Source organism: uncultured Hymenobacter sp. (assembly GCF_964242765.1).
GTDB lineage: Bacteria > Bacteroidota > Bacteroidia > Cytophagales > Hymenobacteraceae > Hymenobacter.
Window position 1 is genome coordinate 1 of sequence record NZ_CAXTBM010000096.1, and the last position, 15,256, is coordinate 15,256.

Annotated in this window: 12 protein-coding genes and 1 pseudogene; 3 read left to right on the forward strand and 10 right to left on the reverse strand. The window is 52.5% G+C overall.

Annotation, left to right across the window (positions count from 1 at the left end; translation table 11 throughout):
* Window positions 1-467: 467 nt before the first annotated feature.
* The 7 genes and pseudogenes from ACFE7X_RS23415 to ACFE7X_RS23445 all read right to left on the reverse strand — a co-directional run.
* Window positions 468-575, reverse strand: a pseudogene (locus ACFE7X_RS23415) (YkvA family protein); the annotation flags it as partial.
* Window positions 576-1,016: 441 nt separating this feature from the next.
* A complete protein-coding gene (locus tag ACFE7X_RS23420; protein WP_375438103.1) occupies window positions 1,017-2,411 on the reverse strand; it encodes a DUF5982 domain-containing protein in 1,395 nt (464 codons plus the stop codon).
* A 214-nt stretch (window positions 2,412-2,625) separates the two neighbouring features.
* The gene (locus ACFE7X_RS23425) at window positions 2,626-3,813 is read right to left on the reverse strand and encodes a hypothetical protein (RefSeq protein WP_375438104.1); all 1,188 of its coding nucleotides are present in this window, start codon (window positions 3,811-3,813) and stop codon (window positions 2,626-2,628) included.
* A 140-nt stretch (window positions 3,814-3,953) separates the two neighbouring features.
* Window positions 3,954-4,802 carry a type 1 glutamine amidotransferase gene (locus tag ACFE7X_RS23430; RefSeq protein ID WP_375438105.1) on the reverse strand — a complete coding sequence of 283 codons (849 nt, stop codon included), beginning with the start codon at window positions 4,800-4,802 and terminating at the stop codon, window positions 3,954-3,956.
* Between the two features lie 239 nt (window positions 4,803-5,041).
* A complete protein-coding gene (locus ACFE7X_RS23435) occupies window positions 5,042-6,139 on the reverse strand; it encodes a carboxylate-amine ligase (protein WP_375438114.1) in 1,098 nt (365 codons plus the stop codon).
* 127 nt (window positions 6,140-6,266) lie between these two features.
* Window positions 6,267-7,289, reverse strand: a complete 1,023-nt coding sequence (locus tag ACFE7X_RS23440; RefSeq protein WP_375438106.1) for a RimK family alpha-L-glutamate ligase — start codon at window positions 7,287-7,289, stop codon at window positions 6,267-6,269.
* A 74-nt stretch (window positions 7,290-7,363) separates the two neighbouring features.
* A complete protein-coding gene (locus ACFE7X_RS23445; RefSeq protein ID WP_375438107.1) occupies window positions 7,364-8,068 on the reverse strand; it encodes an alpha/beta hydrolase-fold protein in 705 nt (234 codons plus the stop codon).
* Window positions 8,069-8,218: 150 nt separating this feature from the next.
* Between ACFE7X_RS23445 and ACFE7X_RS23450 the strand changes: the two genes are divergently transcribed.
* Window positions 8,219-9,724: an alpha/beta hydrolase-fold protein gene (locus ACFE7X_RS23450; RefSeq protein ID WP_375438108.1), complete on the forward strand. Its 1,506-nt coding sequence runs from the start codon at window positions 8,219-8,221 to the stop codon at window positions 9,722-9,724.
* Window positions 9,725-10,027: 303 nt separating this feature from the next.
* A complete protein-coding gene (locus tag ACFE7X_RS23455) occupies window positions 10,028-11,638 on the forward strand; it encodes a hypothetical protein (protein WP_375438109.1) in 1,611 nt (536 codons plus the stop codon).
* Window positions 11,639-11,645: 7 nt separating this feature from the next.
* Here the strand turns inward: ACFE7X_RS23455 and ACFE7X_RS23460 are convergent, their stop codons facing one another.
* The 3 genes from ACFE7X_RS23460 to ACFE7X_RS23470 form a co-directional block, all read right to left on the reverse strand.
* Window positions 11,646-12,275 carry a helix-turn-helix domain-containing protein gene (locus ACFE7X_RS23460; RefSeq protein WP_375438110.1) on the reverse strand — a complete coding sequence of 210 codons (630 nt, stop codon included), beginning with the start codon at window positions 12,273-12,275 and terminating at the stop codon, window positions 11,646-11,648.
* Window positions 12,276-12,443: 168 nt separating this feature from the next.
* Complete coding sequence (locus ACFE7X_RS23465) at window positions 12,444-13,319, reverse strand: SDR family NAD(P)-dependent oxidoreductase (protein WP_375438111.1); 876 nt, start codon at window positions 13,317-13,319, stop codon at window positions 12,444-12,446.
* A gap of 277 nt (window positions 13,320-13,596) precedes the next feature.
* Window positions 13,597-14,028 (reverse strand): DUF3127 domain-containing protein, encoded by a 432-nt coding sequence (locus ACFE7X_RS23470; protein ID WP_375438112.1) that lies wholly within the window; start codon window positions 14,026-14,028, stop codon window positions 13,597-13,599.
* 143 nt (window positions 14,029-14,171) lie between these two features.
* Here ACFE7X_RS23470 and ACFE7X_RS23475 point away from each other — a divergent pair, with 143 nt between their 5' ends.
* On the forward strand, window positions 14,172-15,155 hold the full coding sequence (locus ACFE7X_RS23475) for an isoaspartyl peptidase/L-asparaginase family protein (RefSeq protein WP_375438113.1): 984 nt from the start codon (window positions 14,172-14,174) through the stop codon (window positions 15,153-15,155).
* The last annotated feature ends 101 nt before the right edge of the window (window positions 15,156-15,256 follow it).

Below are 15,256 nucleotides of genomic sequence, written 5' to 3' on the forward strand. Positions count from 1 at the left end.
GTCGGCCTCGTTGAGTTGCTTGAGCAGCAGCGGCAGCCACAGGCCCTCATCAGCGCGGGCCTGGGGCAAAAAGCAAATAAGTGCCAAGGCCAGCAGCGCCAGCCGGAAACGTGAAATCATAGCAGGGTAGATGGGTAAAGGAAGAACACGAAAATAGTGGACCATTCGCTGGCATCCGATTGCGCGCCGTGTTGTTTGTGAATGCTCGGGGTCTGGTAAGAGGACATAAATAAAGCGCCTGACCAACTCGGGTCAGGCGCTTTGTTTGCTAAAAAGCAGCTAAAAACTGTAGTTTATGAGTGCCCCATTTCCGCTACGGCTGGCAGGTTCTCGGCATTGGTATTGGAAGCAGCATACACCGGAGAAGTTGAAGCCGCCGGAATATCATTGGTTTCGTCGGTTGGGTTGGCGGCTTCCCACTCGCGGAAGCGGCGAATTTCATCTTGGAACTTCTCGACAAACCAGCTAATCAGCGCCAAATCATCGAGAAAGCCCACGACAGGCACAAAGTCGGGTACTAGATCAATTGGCGAAAGGGTGTAGAGCAACACGGCCAACCCGGCCACAATGGTGCTGGTATCTACCTGCCGGTAGCTGCCGCTGATATAGTTGCGTACCAGCCGCACCAAGGTGCGGGCCACGTCGAACACCTGCTTGAACTTATTGTCGCCGCTTTCCTTGCTGGCGAGCTTGTTGGCTACTTCGTTGAGCACGAGCACCGCCCGAAAAGGGCGACCCAGGAGTTTGCCAGCCCGGTTGAGAAATACGCTAAACAGCGCGTTTTTGGAAATGGAAAGTCCTTTTTCGAAAAGAGAAGACATAGGAATGTATTTTCTTCGGGCTTACGCGAGCTGTGGAAGGCAGGTTATCCGTGCTGTAAGTTAATAGCTGTTAGACTGCGGGGTGAGGTAACTTTCAACTGAGCTACTTACACGGGCCAAGCAGGCATTCAGAGTTGCCTTTGTTGTGACCCGCGCCAGAAATAGCGCAGCATTTAAACGCAAGCAGCTGCGGCGCTAGAAAATCTGTCCGATGCCAAAGAAAATCAACTGATCCTCCTTGGAAATCCCGTAGTCGAGAAACAACAGCGTCGACAAGTTCCACGCGGTTCTTAGGCCGGCGCCATAGGAGGTCTTGATAGCAGTGAAATCTAAGTCTTGCCAACGGTTGCGCACTGTACCGGCATCAAAGAAAGGCGCAACGCCGATACCAAAGTTCTGCCGGCCTACTTTTACATCTATCAGCCGTATCCGCACCTCTAAGTTGGAAAAGGCAACTGTGCGCGCTAAAAAACGGTTTTGCCGGTATCCTCGCAACGATTGTCGCCCACCTAAGGCGTTGATGCTTCCGTCTGGGCTCCACTGATCCTGAAACTCGAAAAATGGCGCTCTGCGGCCGAATATGGTGCCGGCCGCAATCCGTCCGGCCAATACGGTTCGTTTGCCGAAGGGGAGCTTTTGATACGCGCGGCCTTGGAAAAAAACCTTGTTGAAGTTGAATTGGGAGCCAATTATTTTATTTGAAAACTCATTGGCCGCTTCAAAATAACGACCTTTTGTAGGGTCGGGCTCGAAGTCGCGGGTGTCGTAGATGAGGGCGGTTTGCAACAACGATACCCACCCACCATCAAGACCAAAAATTAATCCTTGCTCGAAATCCCGTTCCAGCAAAGACTTTCCGTTGGGCGCTTCCTGCGTTTCACCCGTGGTAGGGTTGGTGGCCTCGGTTTCAGTTCCCGTAAAGGTTTTGTATTGCAGGTTTTGGATTTCGTAGCCACCCATCACGCGCCATTTGCCTTTGCCCAGCGCGTAGTCTGCTTTCAGATTCAGCATAAACTCCGTTTCCCGAAAGCGGTTGGACAGCGCGTCACCCACGAATGCCGCTTCGCCGGCCTGGCCGCTGCGCAACCGCTGTCTGGCAGTATTATACTCCTCGTACGTGTCGAAGGTCTCGGCGGGATTAGCGGGCAGCCGAAGCGGCCCTAGGGTGATTTCGTTGGCTCCGAAATACAGGTTGGAAGGGTTTTGCTGCGCTTTGAAGTCAACTCGGTAGCGCCACCGGGAGCCGCGGTAGTAGGGAACGTCAGCCGACAACGAAAGCTCGCGGGCATTGGTGGTGAAATAAGCCACGTTTGCCTTGAGGTGCGCCAGATAGGGCGTGTAGGCAAAGAGCGGATTAGCCCGGGTACCATTCCAGTAGATATTGGATTTTATCCCCACACCAAAACCAGTAACCGGATCCGAGGAAAGATCAGGTAAGCCGGTTATAAAGGTGCCTTCCCGCTTTTTGGCAAGGTCGGCATCCGACATGCGCTTCGACCGAATAAAAGATAGGCTATCAATTTGTTGAGCTTTCGTAGCAAGTTGGCAGCTCCCAATAAGCAGTAGTATCAGCGCAGTTCTTTTAGTCATGTCTTTGGGGCTGCCTTTTTTCAGCTATTTTTCAAGTTTAGCGCTGCCTCATACGTAAGCCTTTTAGCAGTAAAATCCTGCTTGAACAAGAGCAAAGTACTGCCTGCTCGATCCTTGTTTCTGTTGAAGCTCAAGCGGGCCAGCGCCCTAAGTAGCCGAGGTTGCTTATGCCATAGCCCCGAACTATTAACAGATGCGTAACTGCTAATAGAACCTACTCGAAGAAGCACACCGAGCCGCCAACCCAATCTTTGTTTTTGTTGAAATCCACCCCGATCATGGCCCCACGGCTCAGGCGGCCCAGGTTGGTGAGCAGGGTAGGGCGGGCGTCGCCGTCGGGCCAACCGTAGAGCATGCGGATTTCGCACTTCACCAGCCCGTCCGGCGACTGAACAACGGGCTCGTACTGCACTTTGCGCTGCAACAAGTAGTTGTGCTTGTCGGATATGGCTTCTAAGTCGGCGGCCGTTACGTCGAGCTTCACGCCACTGCCCGCGAAGGAGAACAAAGGCTTGAGCACGTAATTTTCCAGGTCAACGGGGTAGGTAGGCAGTTGGTCGAGGCGGTAGCTCGGGGGGATATAGGGGCTGTGGAGCAGGGGGAGCGTGTATTTGCTGATGCGGAAAAACCAGTTGGGGTGGCCCACCCATTCCACGTCCACATCGTCGGTTAGCTCGAACTCGGTTTCCAGACCCGGATAATGGGCTAACTCGTCGAAAATGACCCGATTGTAGATGCGCTTGATAGGAATGCGGCGGCCTTCCAACTCGTAGTACAGCTGCCGGCCATCTTTGCGTACTTTGGTCAGACATACAGGTATCACACCCAGATACCGCTTGGTTAGCTCGAAGTCAATCCGCGTTTTCTGCTTTTCTGGAAACAGCTCCAGCAGAATAACATTTTCCGGATTTTCGTTGCCCACAATCAGTTGCCGGAGCTTCGCCAGGTATTCAGCGGAGCTAGCCGCCTGGAAGAGGTGCGAAACCGAATCGGGCACCGGAAATAGCCGGCGAAAAGCACCCTGCAAGTAATCTTGAAAGGCGTACAGGGAAGGAAATCCTTGTAACTCAATAAGCTGTGGCTCCAACTCGCCGTCAGCACCGCGGCACACGGCGTAGTCAATGGCCAGAAACGAGGTGTGGGCATTCTCGTTCGGTACCCGAAGCGCGGGCGGTACGGCCAACTCGGTGCGGGCCTTAAAGTCGGGTGCCGTCAGCACATCAATAATACTTTCCCCGGCCTGCACCAGCTTTTCCCGCAAAGCCGCCGGGACAAAAATCGGCGTCTCGGCCAACCGGAACTCCAACTGACCCGGCAACTCCTGCTCTATGGTGCGCAACATTTCCTGGTAGCGTTCGGGGCTAAAGGCTTGGTTATAGCGAGAGCGAAATTCAGGAATCATTGGTTGATGAAATAAAGCAGGAAGTTGAGAGACACATTATCCGTTTGTTGTTCCGACGCAGGAGGAATCTGGACAAAGTTGTCCAATCACTATACTCAGATTCCTCCTGCGTCGGAACAACAAGCAGACGAGATGCAATTCTAATACGTCACGCCAGCGGGCTGCTGCTCGACTGCTGTTGGAACTAGCGCCGCAATAGCCTGCCGCAGGAAGGTGGGAATAACAAGGGACTCGGTCAGCTCAATGGTTTCGGGGTCTTGGAGCAGACGCACCATTTCCTCGTATTTCGCCTCCCCATGATTGGCAATGATTTGCTCGCGCTTCTCGGCGGTTTGGAAGTGGCGCAACATGCCTTCGCCATCCGCTTCGGGGTGAAATTGGGTGCCGATGATTTCGGGCGTGAAGCGAATCGCCATAATGGCCCGGTCGAGGGGTACGTGAGGCCGCTCTTTTTCCATCGCCAGAATCTCAATGCCAAGCTCCGTTAAACGGGCTTCTTCGGGCTCCGTCACTTGGTAGTCGCGCGAATCCACCGAGTAGAAAGGCTCGGGCAGAGCGTGCAGCAGCGAATCGGACTGGCCGGCTTCGGTTTTGTGCATCGGGAAGATACCGAACGAAGTGGAACGGCGCTTACTTAGCACGCCGACTTCCAAATGCCGGCTCACGAGCTGAAACGAGTGACAAATCAGAAAAACATGCTTTTTCAAGTTGTTTTTCTGGTTCCAGGCAAACAGGTTGTCGATGAGCGAGAAATACGGTTTTTCCCAGGGCTCATCCGTAGGAAGCGGACTGCCTGGCCCCCCACTGGAAATGTAGATGTCGTAGCTCAGATCGGGCAACTCTACGTTGGCCCGCACGTTGAATACGTCGAAGGAAAGGCTGGCGGGGCTGGTTTCTTGCGCCCGCCCCACGAGTTGGAGAATACAGCGCATGCCCTCGTTAGGGGCATTGTTGTACATATCCAGAATTGCAATTTTCAGAGATTTCATATAGTGTGCCCGCCCGGCGGCTTGGGTATTTCAAAACAGTGGAGTAGCTGCCTGATTAGCTGTTAGTTGAGTGGCAGCAAAAAGCAAAAGTACAAAAATGAATACCGATCTACCTAGATCAGGAGTACTGGCCTAGTTGAAAGCAAAAGCTTTGTACAGTGAACAGTGGTATTGCTGTAAACTAAGTTTGGAAAGCAAGGAAACGACAACCGGGCGCTTAGCGTTTCCTCGCTTTGTACTTATAAACCGTAAGTGGTTTCTTCCACGATGAAATCGACTACCTTTTTCAGGTCATTGGTTTCCTTGAACACCTTTATCTGTCGGTCGGCGCCGGTACCCATTTCCAGCATCTTGAGTATATATTCCACCTCGTGGCGGCTGCCGAGTTCGTCTAACACGTCGTCCACGAACTCAAGCAGTTCCATAATCAACTCCCGGGTCGGCACTTCTGATTCCTTCCCGAAATCAATCATTTTGCTGTCGATGCCATAGCGCGCCGCACGCCATTTGTTTTCGTTGATGAGGGCTTTGCGATAGAGCCGGAAGTTGAGGTTCTGGCTCTTGAGCTTGTAGATCTTGGCTACCAACGCTTGCATCACCGCCGCCAGCGCCACGGTTTCATCCACTCGCAACGGCATGTCGCAGATGCGATATTCGATGGTATCGAAGAACGGGTGTAGGCGCAAATCCCACCAAATCTTCTTGCCGTTGTCGATGCAGCCCGTTTTTACCAGTAGCGCAATGTACTCGTCGTACTCGCTGGCGCTGCTGAAGTAATCGGGGATACCGGTACGCGGAAACCGCTCAAATACCTTGGTTCTAAAGGACTTGTAGCCGGTTTCACGCCCTTCCCAGAACGGCGAGTTCGTGGACAAGGCGAAAATGTGGGGCAGAAAGTAGCGCAGCGTGTTCATCACGTACACGCCCAAGTCCCGGTTTTCGAGCCCGATGTGTACGTGCATCCCAAAAACGAGGTTAGAGCGGGCCGCTTCCTGCAATTCCTCTACAATCTTGTCGTAGCGGGCGTCGACCGTAATCGGCTGATCCTGCCAGCGCGAAAACGGGTGCGTACCGGCCGCGGCTATCTTGAGCCCGACTTTGTCGGCCAGGTCAATCACCATGCGGCGCAGGTGCGTCACCTGCTCCCGCGCCTCCCCAATGTTGTGGCAGATGGTTGTGCCGACCTCCACCACCGACTGGTGCATTTCGGCCTTTACTTGCTCCTGCAACACCACTTTGCCGCCCTCCACAATCTCCGACATGTGGGAGCGTAAGTCACGGGTTTCGGGGTCTATCGTCTGAAATTCCTCTTCTATTCCGAGCGTGAATTGGGGTATGGCCATGGCTAAGCTGGTATAAGTGGTCAATAACTGTCATTCCGACGCAGGAGGAATCTGAGCCAAGCCATTCAACAGGTTGACTCAGATTCCTCCTGCGTCGGAATGACAGTTCAATAAACGCTACCTATTCTTTCTTCTTGGATTTGGGCTTCGCCTCATCGTCCTTTTTTGCGGCGGCTTTCTTAACTGGTGCAACCGCGCCACCCGCTGAGTTTCGTACGAACGTGCCCCAAGTCAGGTTATCCCGGCCGGCTTTGTGCGCCTTGGCGCGGCTGATAGCCAAATTGGCGGCGGCTTCTACCACCCACTCGAAGTTCTGCTGGCCTACCGACCTCACATCAGCATCGGGAGCCGGGTTGCCGAAGTCGATAGCCAGCGGAATACCGTCGCGTACTGCAAATTCTACGGTGTTGAAGTCGTAGCCCAGGCCTTGGTTTAGCTTGAGCACGTAGTCTTTCATGGTAGCCAGGAGCTTTTTGCCGGCCTGGCCCGTGGTTTTCATTTCGGTGGCGTAGCGCAGGTGGGGCTCGTTGCGCGGCTCGTAGGGCATGATGAGCACGTCTTTGCCGCCGATGCAGTAGCAGCGGAAGTAATCGGTGAACTCCACGGCTTCCTGTAGCATCATCACCAGTTGGCCGGTCTCGTCATAGGCCCGGAAGAAGTCGTGTGGGTTATCAAGCTTGTACACGCTTTTCCAGCCGCCGCCGGAGTGGGGCTTCATGAAAGCCGGGAAGCCGATTTTGGCAAAAGCCTCGTCCCAATTGGTCCATTCCAGGTTACGGAACGAGTTGTGGCTGGTATCGGTGGGGCGCTCTTTGGACGGCAGCAGCAGGGTGCGCGGCACCGGTACGCCTAGCTGCACGGCCAACGCATTGTTGAAAAATTTCTCGTCGGCGCTCCACCAGAAAGGGTTGTTGATAACGGCCGTGCCCGTCAGGGCGGCGTTTTTGAGGTAGGCCCGGTAGAAGGGCACATCCTGCGAAATCCGGTCGATGATGACAGCGTAATCGGTCGGTACCGCCTGCTCAACTTGGTTGATACCAACAAATTCAGCCTCGAAGCTGCCGCCCGCTTTCTGGTTTACGCGGTCCACGAAGGCTTGGGGGAAGGTGTTTTCCTGTCCGAAAAGAATGCCGATTTTTTTCATAAGCTGAGCCCGGAGGGAAGAGTCCGGGCAGGATTAAGGTGGAAAGTGCAAGCGGAAATCCGCCGAATGAACTCTTAAATCTGCGACAAATAACGGGGAAACATCTCACGCCACACCGGCCAGTCGTGGGTGCCGAACGGATTCACGTCCAACCAGTGGCGGATGCCTTTGCGGTGCAAAATATCAGACATCTGGTAATTAGAGCCTTTGCAGAAGTCGTGTTCGGCGGTGCCGAGCACGATATTCATGCTGTAAAAATGCTCGTTCTGCGCATCGGGCATGAAATCGGGCGGGTTGTTGTAGTAGACGTTCTCGTCGTAGTAACCGTCCAGAAACTGCCGGATATCGAAGGCGGCGCCCATGGTGAAGAGGTGAGCTACCTGCTCGGGGTGGCGGAAGGCAAAGTTCATGGCGTGGAATCCGCCGAAGCTACAGCCCGCCACCCCAATCTTATCGACGTGGCACTCGCGCTGCACCATGGGCACCAATTCCTGGCTCACCATATGGTCGTAGCGAATGTGGTTTTGCACCCGCTCGGCCGGGTGCAGGTGCTTGCCGTACCACGTGTGGCGGTCTACGCCATCAATGCAGTAAAACTTGAATTTGTGCGTGTCGGCAAACCACTGCACGGCTTCTATCAGCTTGAAATCTTTGGCCTCATAGTAGCGCCCCATCGAAGTGGGGAAGAGTACGATGGGGTAGCCAAGGTCGCCGAAAACGAGCATCTCCACGTCGTGGCCGAGGTTGTGCGAGTAAAATGGACGGTAGGCTTCCTGCAAAATCGAGTTGGCTAATGGTGAACAATGACAATAAGAAAAGAATAAGTTGAAACTTATTGAAAATCTCTGCGCTATTCTTTTCCGCCTAAACGGCTATCACCAAGGAGGAGGTTATTGTAACGGCCAACAATTTTACTTTTGTGGATGTATTTGTCAATTGATTCCGAGCGCACCAGCGCCTTACAAGTAGTGCGCGACACTGCGCTACATTCCAGGTTTCTGGGGCGGCCCGTCCGGCTAGATGTCGTGCTGCCACCCGGCTACGACCCTACCACGCCCACGCGCTACCCCGTACTTTACCTCAACGACGGCCAGGATTTGCGGCGTCTGCGCCTGCCCGCCACGCTCCGCCATCTTTACCGGCAGCGTCAGCTCGACCCGTTCGTGCTTGTCGCCATTCATGCCCACGAGCGAATTCAGGAATATGGCACCGCCGCGCAGCCCGATTACCTTAGCCGGGGCAGCCGGGCCGGCCGCTACACCGAGTTTGTGTTGCACGAGTTAGTGACCCACGTCCGGCAGCACTACCACGTCACCTCCGACCCCAATCAAACTGTATATGCGGGCTTCTCCCTGGGCGGCCTGACTGCGTTTGATTTTGTGTGGCACCACCCCGAAATAGCCACGCGGGCCGGGGCTTTTTCGGGCTCATTTTGGTGGCGCCGCCGGGCCATAGAAGACGGCTACACCGATGCCGACCGGATCATGCACCGCCTTGTGCGGACCCGCCCCGCGCACCCCGACCACCGGTTCTGGCTGCAAACCGGCACCCTCGACGAAACCAACGACCGGAACCACAACGGCATCATCGACTCCATCGAAGACACCCTCGACCTGATGGCCGTGTTGGTCCGCCAGGGCCTGCCCGATTCCCGCGTCCGCTATGTGGAAGTAGCCGGTGGCCGCCACAACCAATATACGTGGGGCCACCTGCTGCCCGACTTCCTGCATTGGGCTTTCGGCACGCCTGGCACCCGGCCGCCGCAGCTAGTACTCCAGGTGGATAAGAGCCCGCTAACTAGTCCGTGGAGCAGCCGGCGGCGGCTTAACAGGAGAAGACGCCGCGGCGGAAAGTTTTTTTCTCAGTACTTAGAGGCCGCAGCACTTCCCATTGCCTCCATGTCTTCCTTTCTCCGCCCCGTCGTCGGTCAGTACAACGCCTACTACGACACCTATATCTGCCTCGTTCCTGAGGGAACCGACCCGTTGGTGCAGCTTCAGCAGCAACCCGAGGAGCTGCGTCGCCTCGTCGGTCAGCTCACCGACGAGCAAGCCGGCTTTGCCTATGCTCCTGGCAAGTGGAGCATCAAGGAAATGCTGGTGCATATACTTGATACGGAGCGCATTTTCGCCTACCGGGCCCTGCGCATTGCCCGCGGCGACCAACAGCCGCTGGCCGGCTTCGACCAAGACGAGTATGTGCCCTACTCTGGGGCCAATGAGCGTTCCTTGGAAAGCATTGTAAAGGAATACGACACCGTACGGGCCGCCACCCTAAGCTTGTTTGAGTCGTTTCAACCGGGAGCCTACGACCGGATGGGCATAGCAAGTGGATTTCCTGTGAGTGTCCGGGCGCTAGCATTTATTTTGCCTGGCCACGAGGCGCATCATCTGCATATATTGCAGCAGCGATACTTGCCTGATTTACCTGCCTAACGAGCAACATGCCACGCGCAGGCTGCGTTATTTATCCTACCTCACACTCCTAAAATCCTCACATCATGGCCAAAGCACAAGACGCCCGCAAAGAAAAAAAGAAGGAGCCTGTTAAGACTACCAAGGAAAAGAAAGCTGCAAAGGAAGAAAAGAAACAAACTCGTGCCCGTAAGCAGGAGTAGCAATAAAAAGCCCCGAGTTGAAAACTTCAACTCGGGGCTTTTTATTGGCTCTTAGCAACCCCTAGAACAAGTTAAGTAATCATATCTTGCTTGAAAGAAAAATGGATAAGCCTAAATACTAATGATTGAATTTTTTGATTTTATTTTTTCTAAAATAAGCAGAAATATATTTTCAAGAATATTTATTTTAACTTCTCTCGCTGTTACTAGCTTAGTCGCTTTTCTTCCTACTAGGTTTGAAGAGAACGACGATATTTGTATGCTGCTGATTGCCTCAGGAAGTTATGGGGGTGCACCAGAGGCTCATCTGGTTTTTATAAATTATATATATGGATTAGGATTAAAATTGCTTTACTCAATTACTGCGGAAATAGAATGGTACACTTTGGTATTTCTATTACTGCATACTATTTCATTGTCTATTATTTTATTTGTCATAATAAAAGGCAAAGCTGCAAAATATTTAAAACTGGTAAATATATTGTTGTTTTGTATACTTGAATCTCAAATTCTGCTGCACCTACAGTTTACAACTACTGCGGCCATAGTTAGCTTGGCCGGAATAGTGCTTATGCTTGAGAAGCAGGGCTACCGGAAAGGTTTAGGTATTGCTTTTTGTGTTATTGGGTCTCTGATCAGATTGGAGGTATCATTCTTGGTGCTATTTATTTCGTTTCCGTTCTACATCAAAGAAGCAATAGAAGCCAGCAAAGCTAGTGCTAGTATAAGATTGGCTATAGGATACTTCAGTGTATGTATTATGCTGATTGGCTCTTTTGAATATGTTGATCAGGCTAGCTACAGTCACGAAAACGGCTGGAAAGCTTATAAAGAGTATAACAAACTACGAGGTGAAATTAATGACAATCCCAACGCAAAGACACTAAAGAGTAAACTGCCACCAGGGATACGCTCTGTTGACTATGCACTGCTTATGAAGTTCTTTCAAGATAGTAATGTGATTGATATTGAAAGTTTAAGTAAAATTAATAATGCAATAGCACATATAAGCTTCACTGATAAACTTAAAAATGTGCCCGCCTCCTTGACGTTTTACAAAAAATACCTAGCATTTATAGGAGTTGCACTTTTTATTCTATTTATTAATTTATATAAAGCTTCAGAAAGAATAGCTATCGTACTGACTGTATTAGCCTTTATGATAACAATTGTTTTTGTATCATTTATAGGTGTTCTAAAGTATAGGGTAATGCTATCTGTACTGTTCCCATTGCTATTTGTGTTCTACAGAACCACAAATTCGTTAGGGTACACATATGCCACGAAAGCATTGGTAGTTGTCCTGTCAGCGCTGTGTTTATATTGTGCTAGTTATTCGTATGAGTTCTATGGGCAAAACAACACGTTGCTAAATACAATAACAGAACAACATAAATTTATTGGTAGGTATTTATCTGTTTCTGCAAATATAGTTATTCCCTATGCGGCCGATTATAGAACGGAAGGTATGCCTGTATTTAGCGTTTCAAAGCTGCACTTTCAGAAACGTATGTTTTTCAGTGGTTGGTTTAATGGCATTCCACTGAATAATGGATTCTATACCAAGCATTACGATTTCGTTAGAGGACATAGCTTATTTCTAAGGCAAGAGTCAAGGGATGTCATTCCGTTGTTGATAGAAAGTATTTACATTAATTATGGGATTCAAGTAAAGCCAATTATAGCTGCCGAATCAGAGCGCTATCTGATAGTGGAATTCGCCGTAATTTAATTTAGCTCTATAGTGTATAATACACTTCCTTCTCCTTGTCATGGTGCTTTATATAACCGTGGAGCGTCAATTTAATTAATGTCCGGTAGGCGCGGCGCTGCCCAATGTTGAGCAGTTTCATGTATTGCGGCAGGGTAATGCGCGGATTTTGGCGCAAATAGTCTAGCACCGCTAGTTCTTCCTTGGTAAGAGGAAGCTTTTCGAGGCGTGGAAAGGCTAACTCGGTGCGTTCCAAGGCCCGTTCGGTAAGCTGGCTGGTTTGCACGCTTTCGTCGCGTACGCGCACGTAGCCGCGCCAGTCGCCGTCGGCTACTTGGGCGCGGTGAGGCTTGTGCAGGCTCTCGGGCACCGTCACGATTAGTATGGTGCGGCCCTCTTCCTCGATTTCTTTGATTCGGAGCTTCAGGGGCGGATCGGCGTAGTGTTCGGCGGCTTGGCGCAGCAAATACATTTCTTCTTCAACGTCGCGCACGCCTACGATGCGGCCATCGTCGTCGACACCAACCAGTACTTGGCCGCCGTGGGTGTTGGCCAGTGAGACTAGCGTACGCGAAATGCGGGTGGGGTGCGTGGTTTTCTTCTTAAACTCCAGTCGTTCCCCCTCGCCTAAGCGGATTAAGTTGTGTAGGTCAGACATAGAATTGCGTGAGCTTCAGCTGGTGCGTTCGAGTGAAGACAATAAGCAGCTATACTAGTACGCAACCCAAATACGGCATGAAAACAGAAGCCAGTATTTTGTGGTGCGGACCTGTTTTTTATCTACGTGTTTTCTGTTGACTCGGCGTAAGCAACGCTGCAAAAGTTGCTACAACGCTAATCCCGTTTCCTCTTCCGAAATCCGCCAAAGCCGCGCCGCATCTGATCGGTTTTGCGAGCGGGAAGAACTGCGGCCGGGGCGGGAATTTTTAAAGTAACTTCCGTTGACCTTAGCCACTTCCGGGGCGGTAGCGAGGTACAAAGTGGTCTGTGCCCCGCGTTCCGGACTAATCATAAAGGGCTTGGCTGGCCACCACAATGCCTTCATGGCCCAAGAACTACCCCCATGAACCAAACCCGTATCGACCAAGCCGGGATGCAAACAGTTGGCTGTTACGTTGGTAAGCTCCAAGCGGTAGGCCAGTTCGTTGGTAAACAAGATGTTGGCTAGCTTCGAGTCGGCGTAGGCCGTGAGCCAGCTATACTTTTCGGGGGCATTGCGTACTTCCTGCGAAAACTCAATCTCGCCCAGCCAATGCGCCTCCGACGCTACTGTAACAATACGTCCGGTCTCGGCTGCCGACAGGAGTGGGAGCAACAACTGGGTAAGCGCAAAAACCGATAAATGGTTGGTGACCCAGCTTAATTCGTGGCCTTCTGAGGTGAGGGTGTGCGGGCCAGGCATGATGCCAGCATTATTGACCAAAATATCCAGTTGGCTGTAGTCATGCGTAAGATCTGCCGCCAACTGCCGCACGTTGGCTAGCAGTGATAAGTCGCAGAGGCGAATATCAAGTTGCGCATGCGGAATGGCAAACTGAATGGCAGTACGGGCGCGTTCGACTTTCTCGGCATTGCGAGCTACCAAGATTACTTTGGCTCCACGCCGGGCTAGCTCACGAGCCGTTACCAAGCCAATGCCACTGCTGGCGCCGGTTACCAATACAGTTTTACCAGTAAGAGAAGTAGTTATAGAAACAGCCATGCGCGGCAAATACAGGGTAAGCAGAAAGTAGCGCAACGAGTGCGCCAGTCTGCGGCTATAAACGAGGGAATGCAGATTGAAAGTTTATCGATTTCTGCGAAGCAGACACGATAGGTATAAAGCAGGCCTGCCGTGCTTGCGGCACAACTGCTTTACACGCATATAAGTAAAAGATAGAATGGTGGCAAAACCTGCTCGCTATTTACGTGTCAAAAAAATACCGCTTCCTGGAAGAGAAGCGGTATTTTCTGAAGTGGCCAGTGCCAACAACTCCAGCTTAGAAGGGCAGGTCGTTGTCGTCGTCTGAGGCAATCGGCGCGGCCGAAGCGCGCAGGTTGGGGTTTTGGTTGGCGGCGGGAGCGGCGGCGCGAGGAGCCGCCGCGGCCTGCTGGCCGTAGCTGCCACCTTGCGGCGCCGAAGCGCCTCCTCCTGCTGCGGGCTCGATGCGCCACGCTTCTAGGTTGGTGAAATACAGCATCTGACCATTTTTGTTGAAGCCGCGGCCCCGGAGGTTAAAGGCAATTTTTACCTCGTCGCCCACTTTGAAAGGGTCGATGAGAGCAGTTTTATCCTGCACCAATTGGAACTTGATATGCTCAGGGTACTGGCCATCTACAACTTCCAGCACGAATTCGCGCTTGCGGAATTTCTCGCTCACCTGCTGTTCATCGAAGATTTCGTGCAGGCGGCCGGTAGCATCGTAAGCCATAAGGTAAATATTTTGGGGAGTGAAAACAGTAATTCAAACGTACGAAAAAAAACGGGGTTAGGCCATCCAGTTAGGCACCAGTTGAGGTCAGGGACCTGCGTATCTTTGGCTTATCTTTTCTTTTTGCCTCTGTTTTTTTGCGCATGAATCATCCTCTCGCCTTGGCCATTCACGGTGGTGCCGGTACTATTTCCCCCGCTCTCATGACGCCGGAAAAGGAATTCGCCTACCAGGCGGCCTTGCGCGCGAGCCTCGAAGTCGGCTATGACATTCTGCGCCAAGGGGGAGCAGCTCTTGATGCCGTGGAAATGGCTGTACGTAGCCTCGAAGACAACCCGCTCTTCAATGCTGGCCGGGGGGCTGTCTTCACCCATGAGGGGCACCAGGAAATGGATGCCGCCCTCATGGACGGGCGCAACCGAGCCGCCGGTGCCGTAGCGGGCGTGCGTACGGTGCAGAACCCTATCCGGGCCGCGCGGCTCGTGATGGAAAAAACCGACCACGTGCTACTTGCTTACCCTGGCGCCGATGAGCTAGCCCTGGAGCATGGCTTGCCCACCCAACCCGCCGAATACTTTTTCACCGAACATCGTTACGAGCAGCTACAAGAAGCCCTGCAAGAGGGACGGATGCGCCTCGACCACAGCCAGGCCTTGCAGACGGCTGCGCCGCTCGAAGAACCTGCTGCTTTTCCCAACGAGGACCCGAAAAAGAAAATGGGTACGGTTGGCGCCGTGGCCTGCGACCAGTTCGGCAACTTAGCTGCGGCCACTAGCACCGGTGGCATGACCAACAAACGCTACTCCCGCATCGGCGATTCACCCATCATCGGGGCCGGCACCTTCGCCGACAACCGCACCTGTGCTATTAGCTGTACCGGCCACGGCGAATTTTTTTTGCGCGCCATGGTGGCGCACGACATCAGTTGCCTGATGGAGTACCGCGGACTGAGTTTAATTGAAGCCTGTCGCATCGTGGTGCACGACAAGCTTGCGCCAGTAGGTGGGGAAGGGGGGCTTGCGGCCGTGGATGCAGCCGGTAACGTGGCGCTGCCCTTCAATTCTGAAGGTATGTACCGGGGGAGCATTACGCCCTCCAACCTTTACATCGGGATTTATAAAGACTAAAGCCTTCGCGGGCTAGGCCCTAAATAGCACATTGGTTTCTGCACCTATATATATAAGGAGGAGGTGCAGAATTACTTGCGTTTTCATTCAGTAGCAAAAAG

Coding starts and splice junctions, on each gene's coding strand:
- ACFE7X_RS23475 (WP_375438113.1), top strand. CDS start 14,172: ATGAATCATCCTCTCGCCTTGGCCATTCACGGTGGTGCCGGTACTATT.
- ACFE7X_RS23455 (WP_375438109.1), top strand. CDS start 10,028: ATGATTGAATTTTTTGATTTTATTTTTTCTAAAATAAGCAGAAATATA.
- ACFE7X_RS23440 (WP_375438106.1), bottom strand. CDS start 7,289: ATGAAAAAAATCGGCATTCTTTTCGGACAGGAAAACACCTTCCCCCAA.
- ACFE7X_RS23465 (WP_375438111.1), bottom strand. CDS start 13,319: ATGGCTGTTTCTATAACTACTTCTCTTACTGGTAAAACTGTATTGGTA.
- ACFE7X_RS23470 (WP_375438112.1), bottom strand. CDS start 14,028: ATGGCTTACGATGCTACCGGCCGCCTGCACGAAATCTTCGATGAACAG.
- ACFE7X_RS23460 (WP_375438110.1), bottom strand. CDS start 12,275: ATGTCTGACCTACACAACTTAATCCGCTTAGGCGAGGGGGAACGACTG.
- ACFE7X_RS23430 (WP_375438105.1), bottom strand. CDS start 4,802: ATGAAATCTCTGAAAATTGCAATTCTGGATATGTACAACAATGCCCCT.
- ACFE7X_RS23420 (WP_375438103.1), bottom strand. CDS start 2,411: ATGACTAAAAGAACTGCGCTGATACTACTGCTTATTGGGAGCTGCCAA.
- ACFE7X_RS23425 (WP_375438104.1), bottom strand. CDS start 3,813: ATGATTCCTGAATTTCGCTCTCGCTATAACCAAGCCTTTAGCCCCGAA.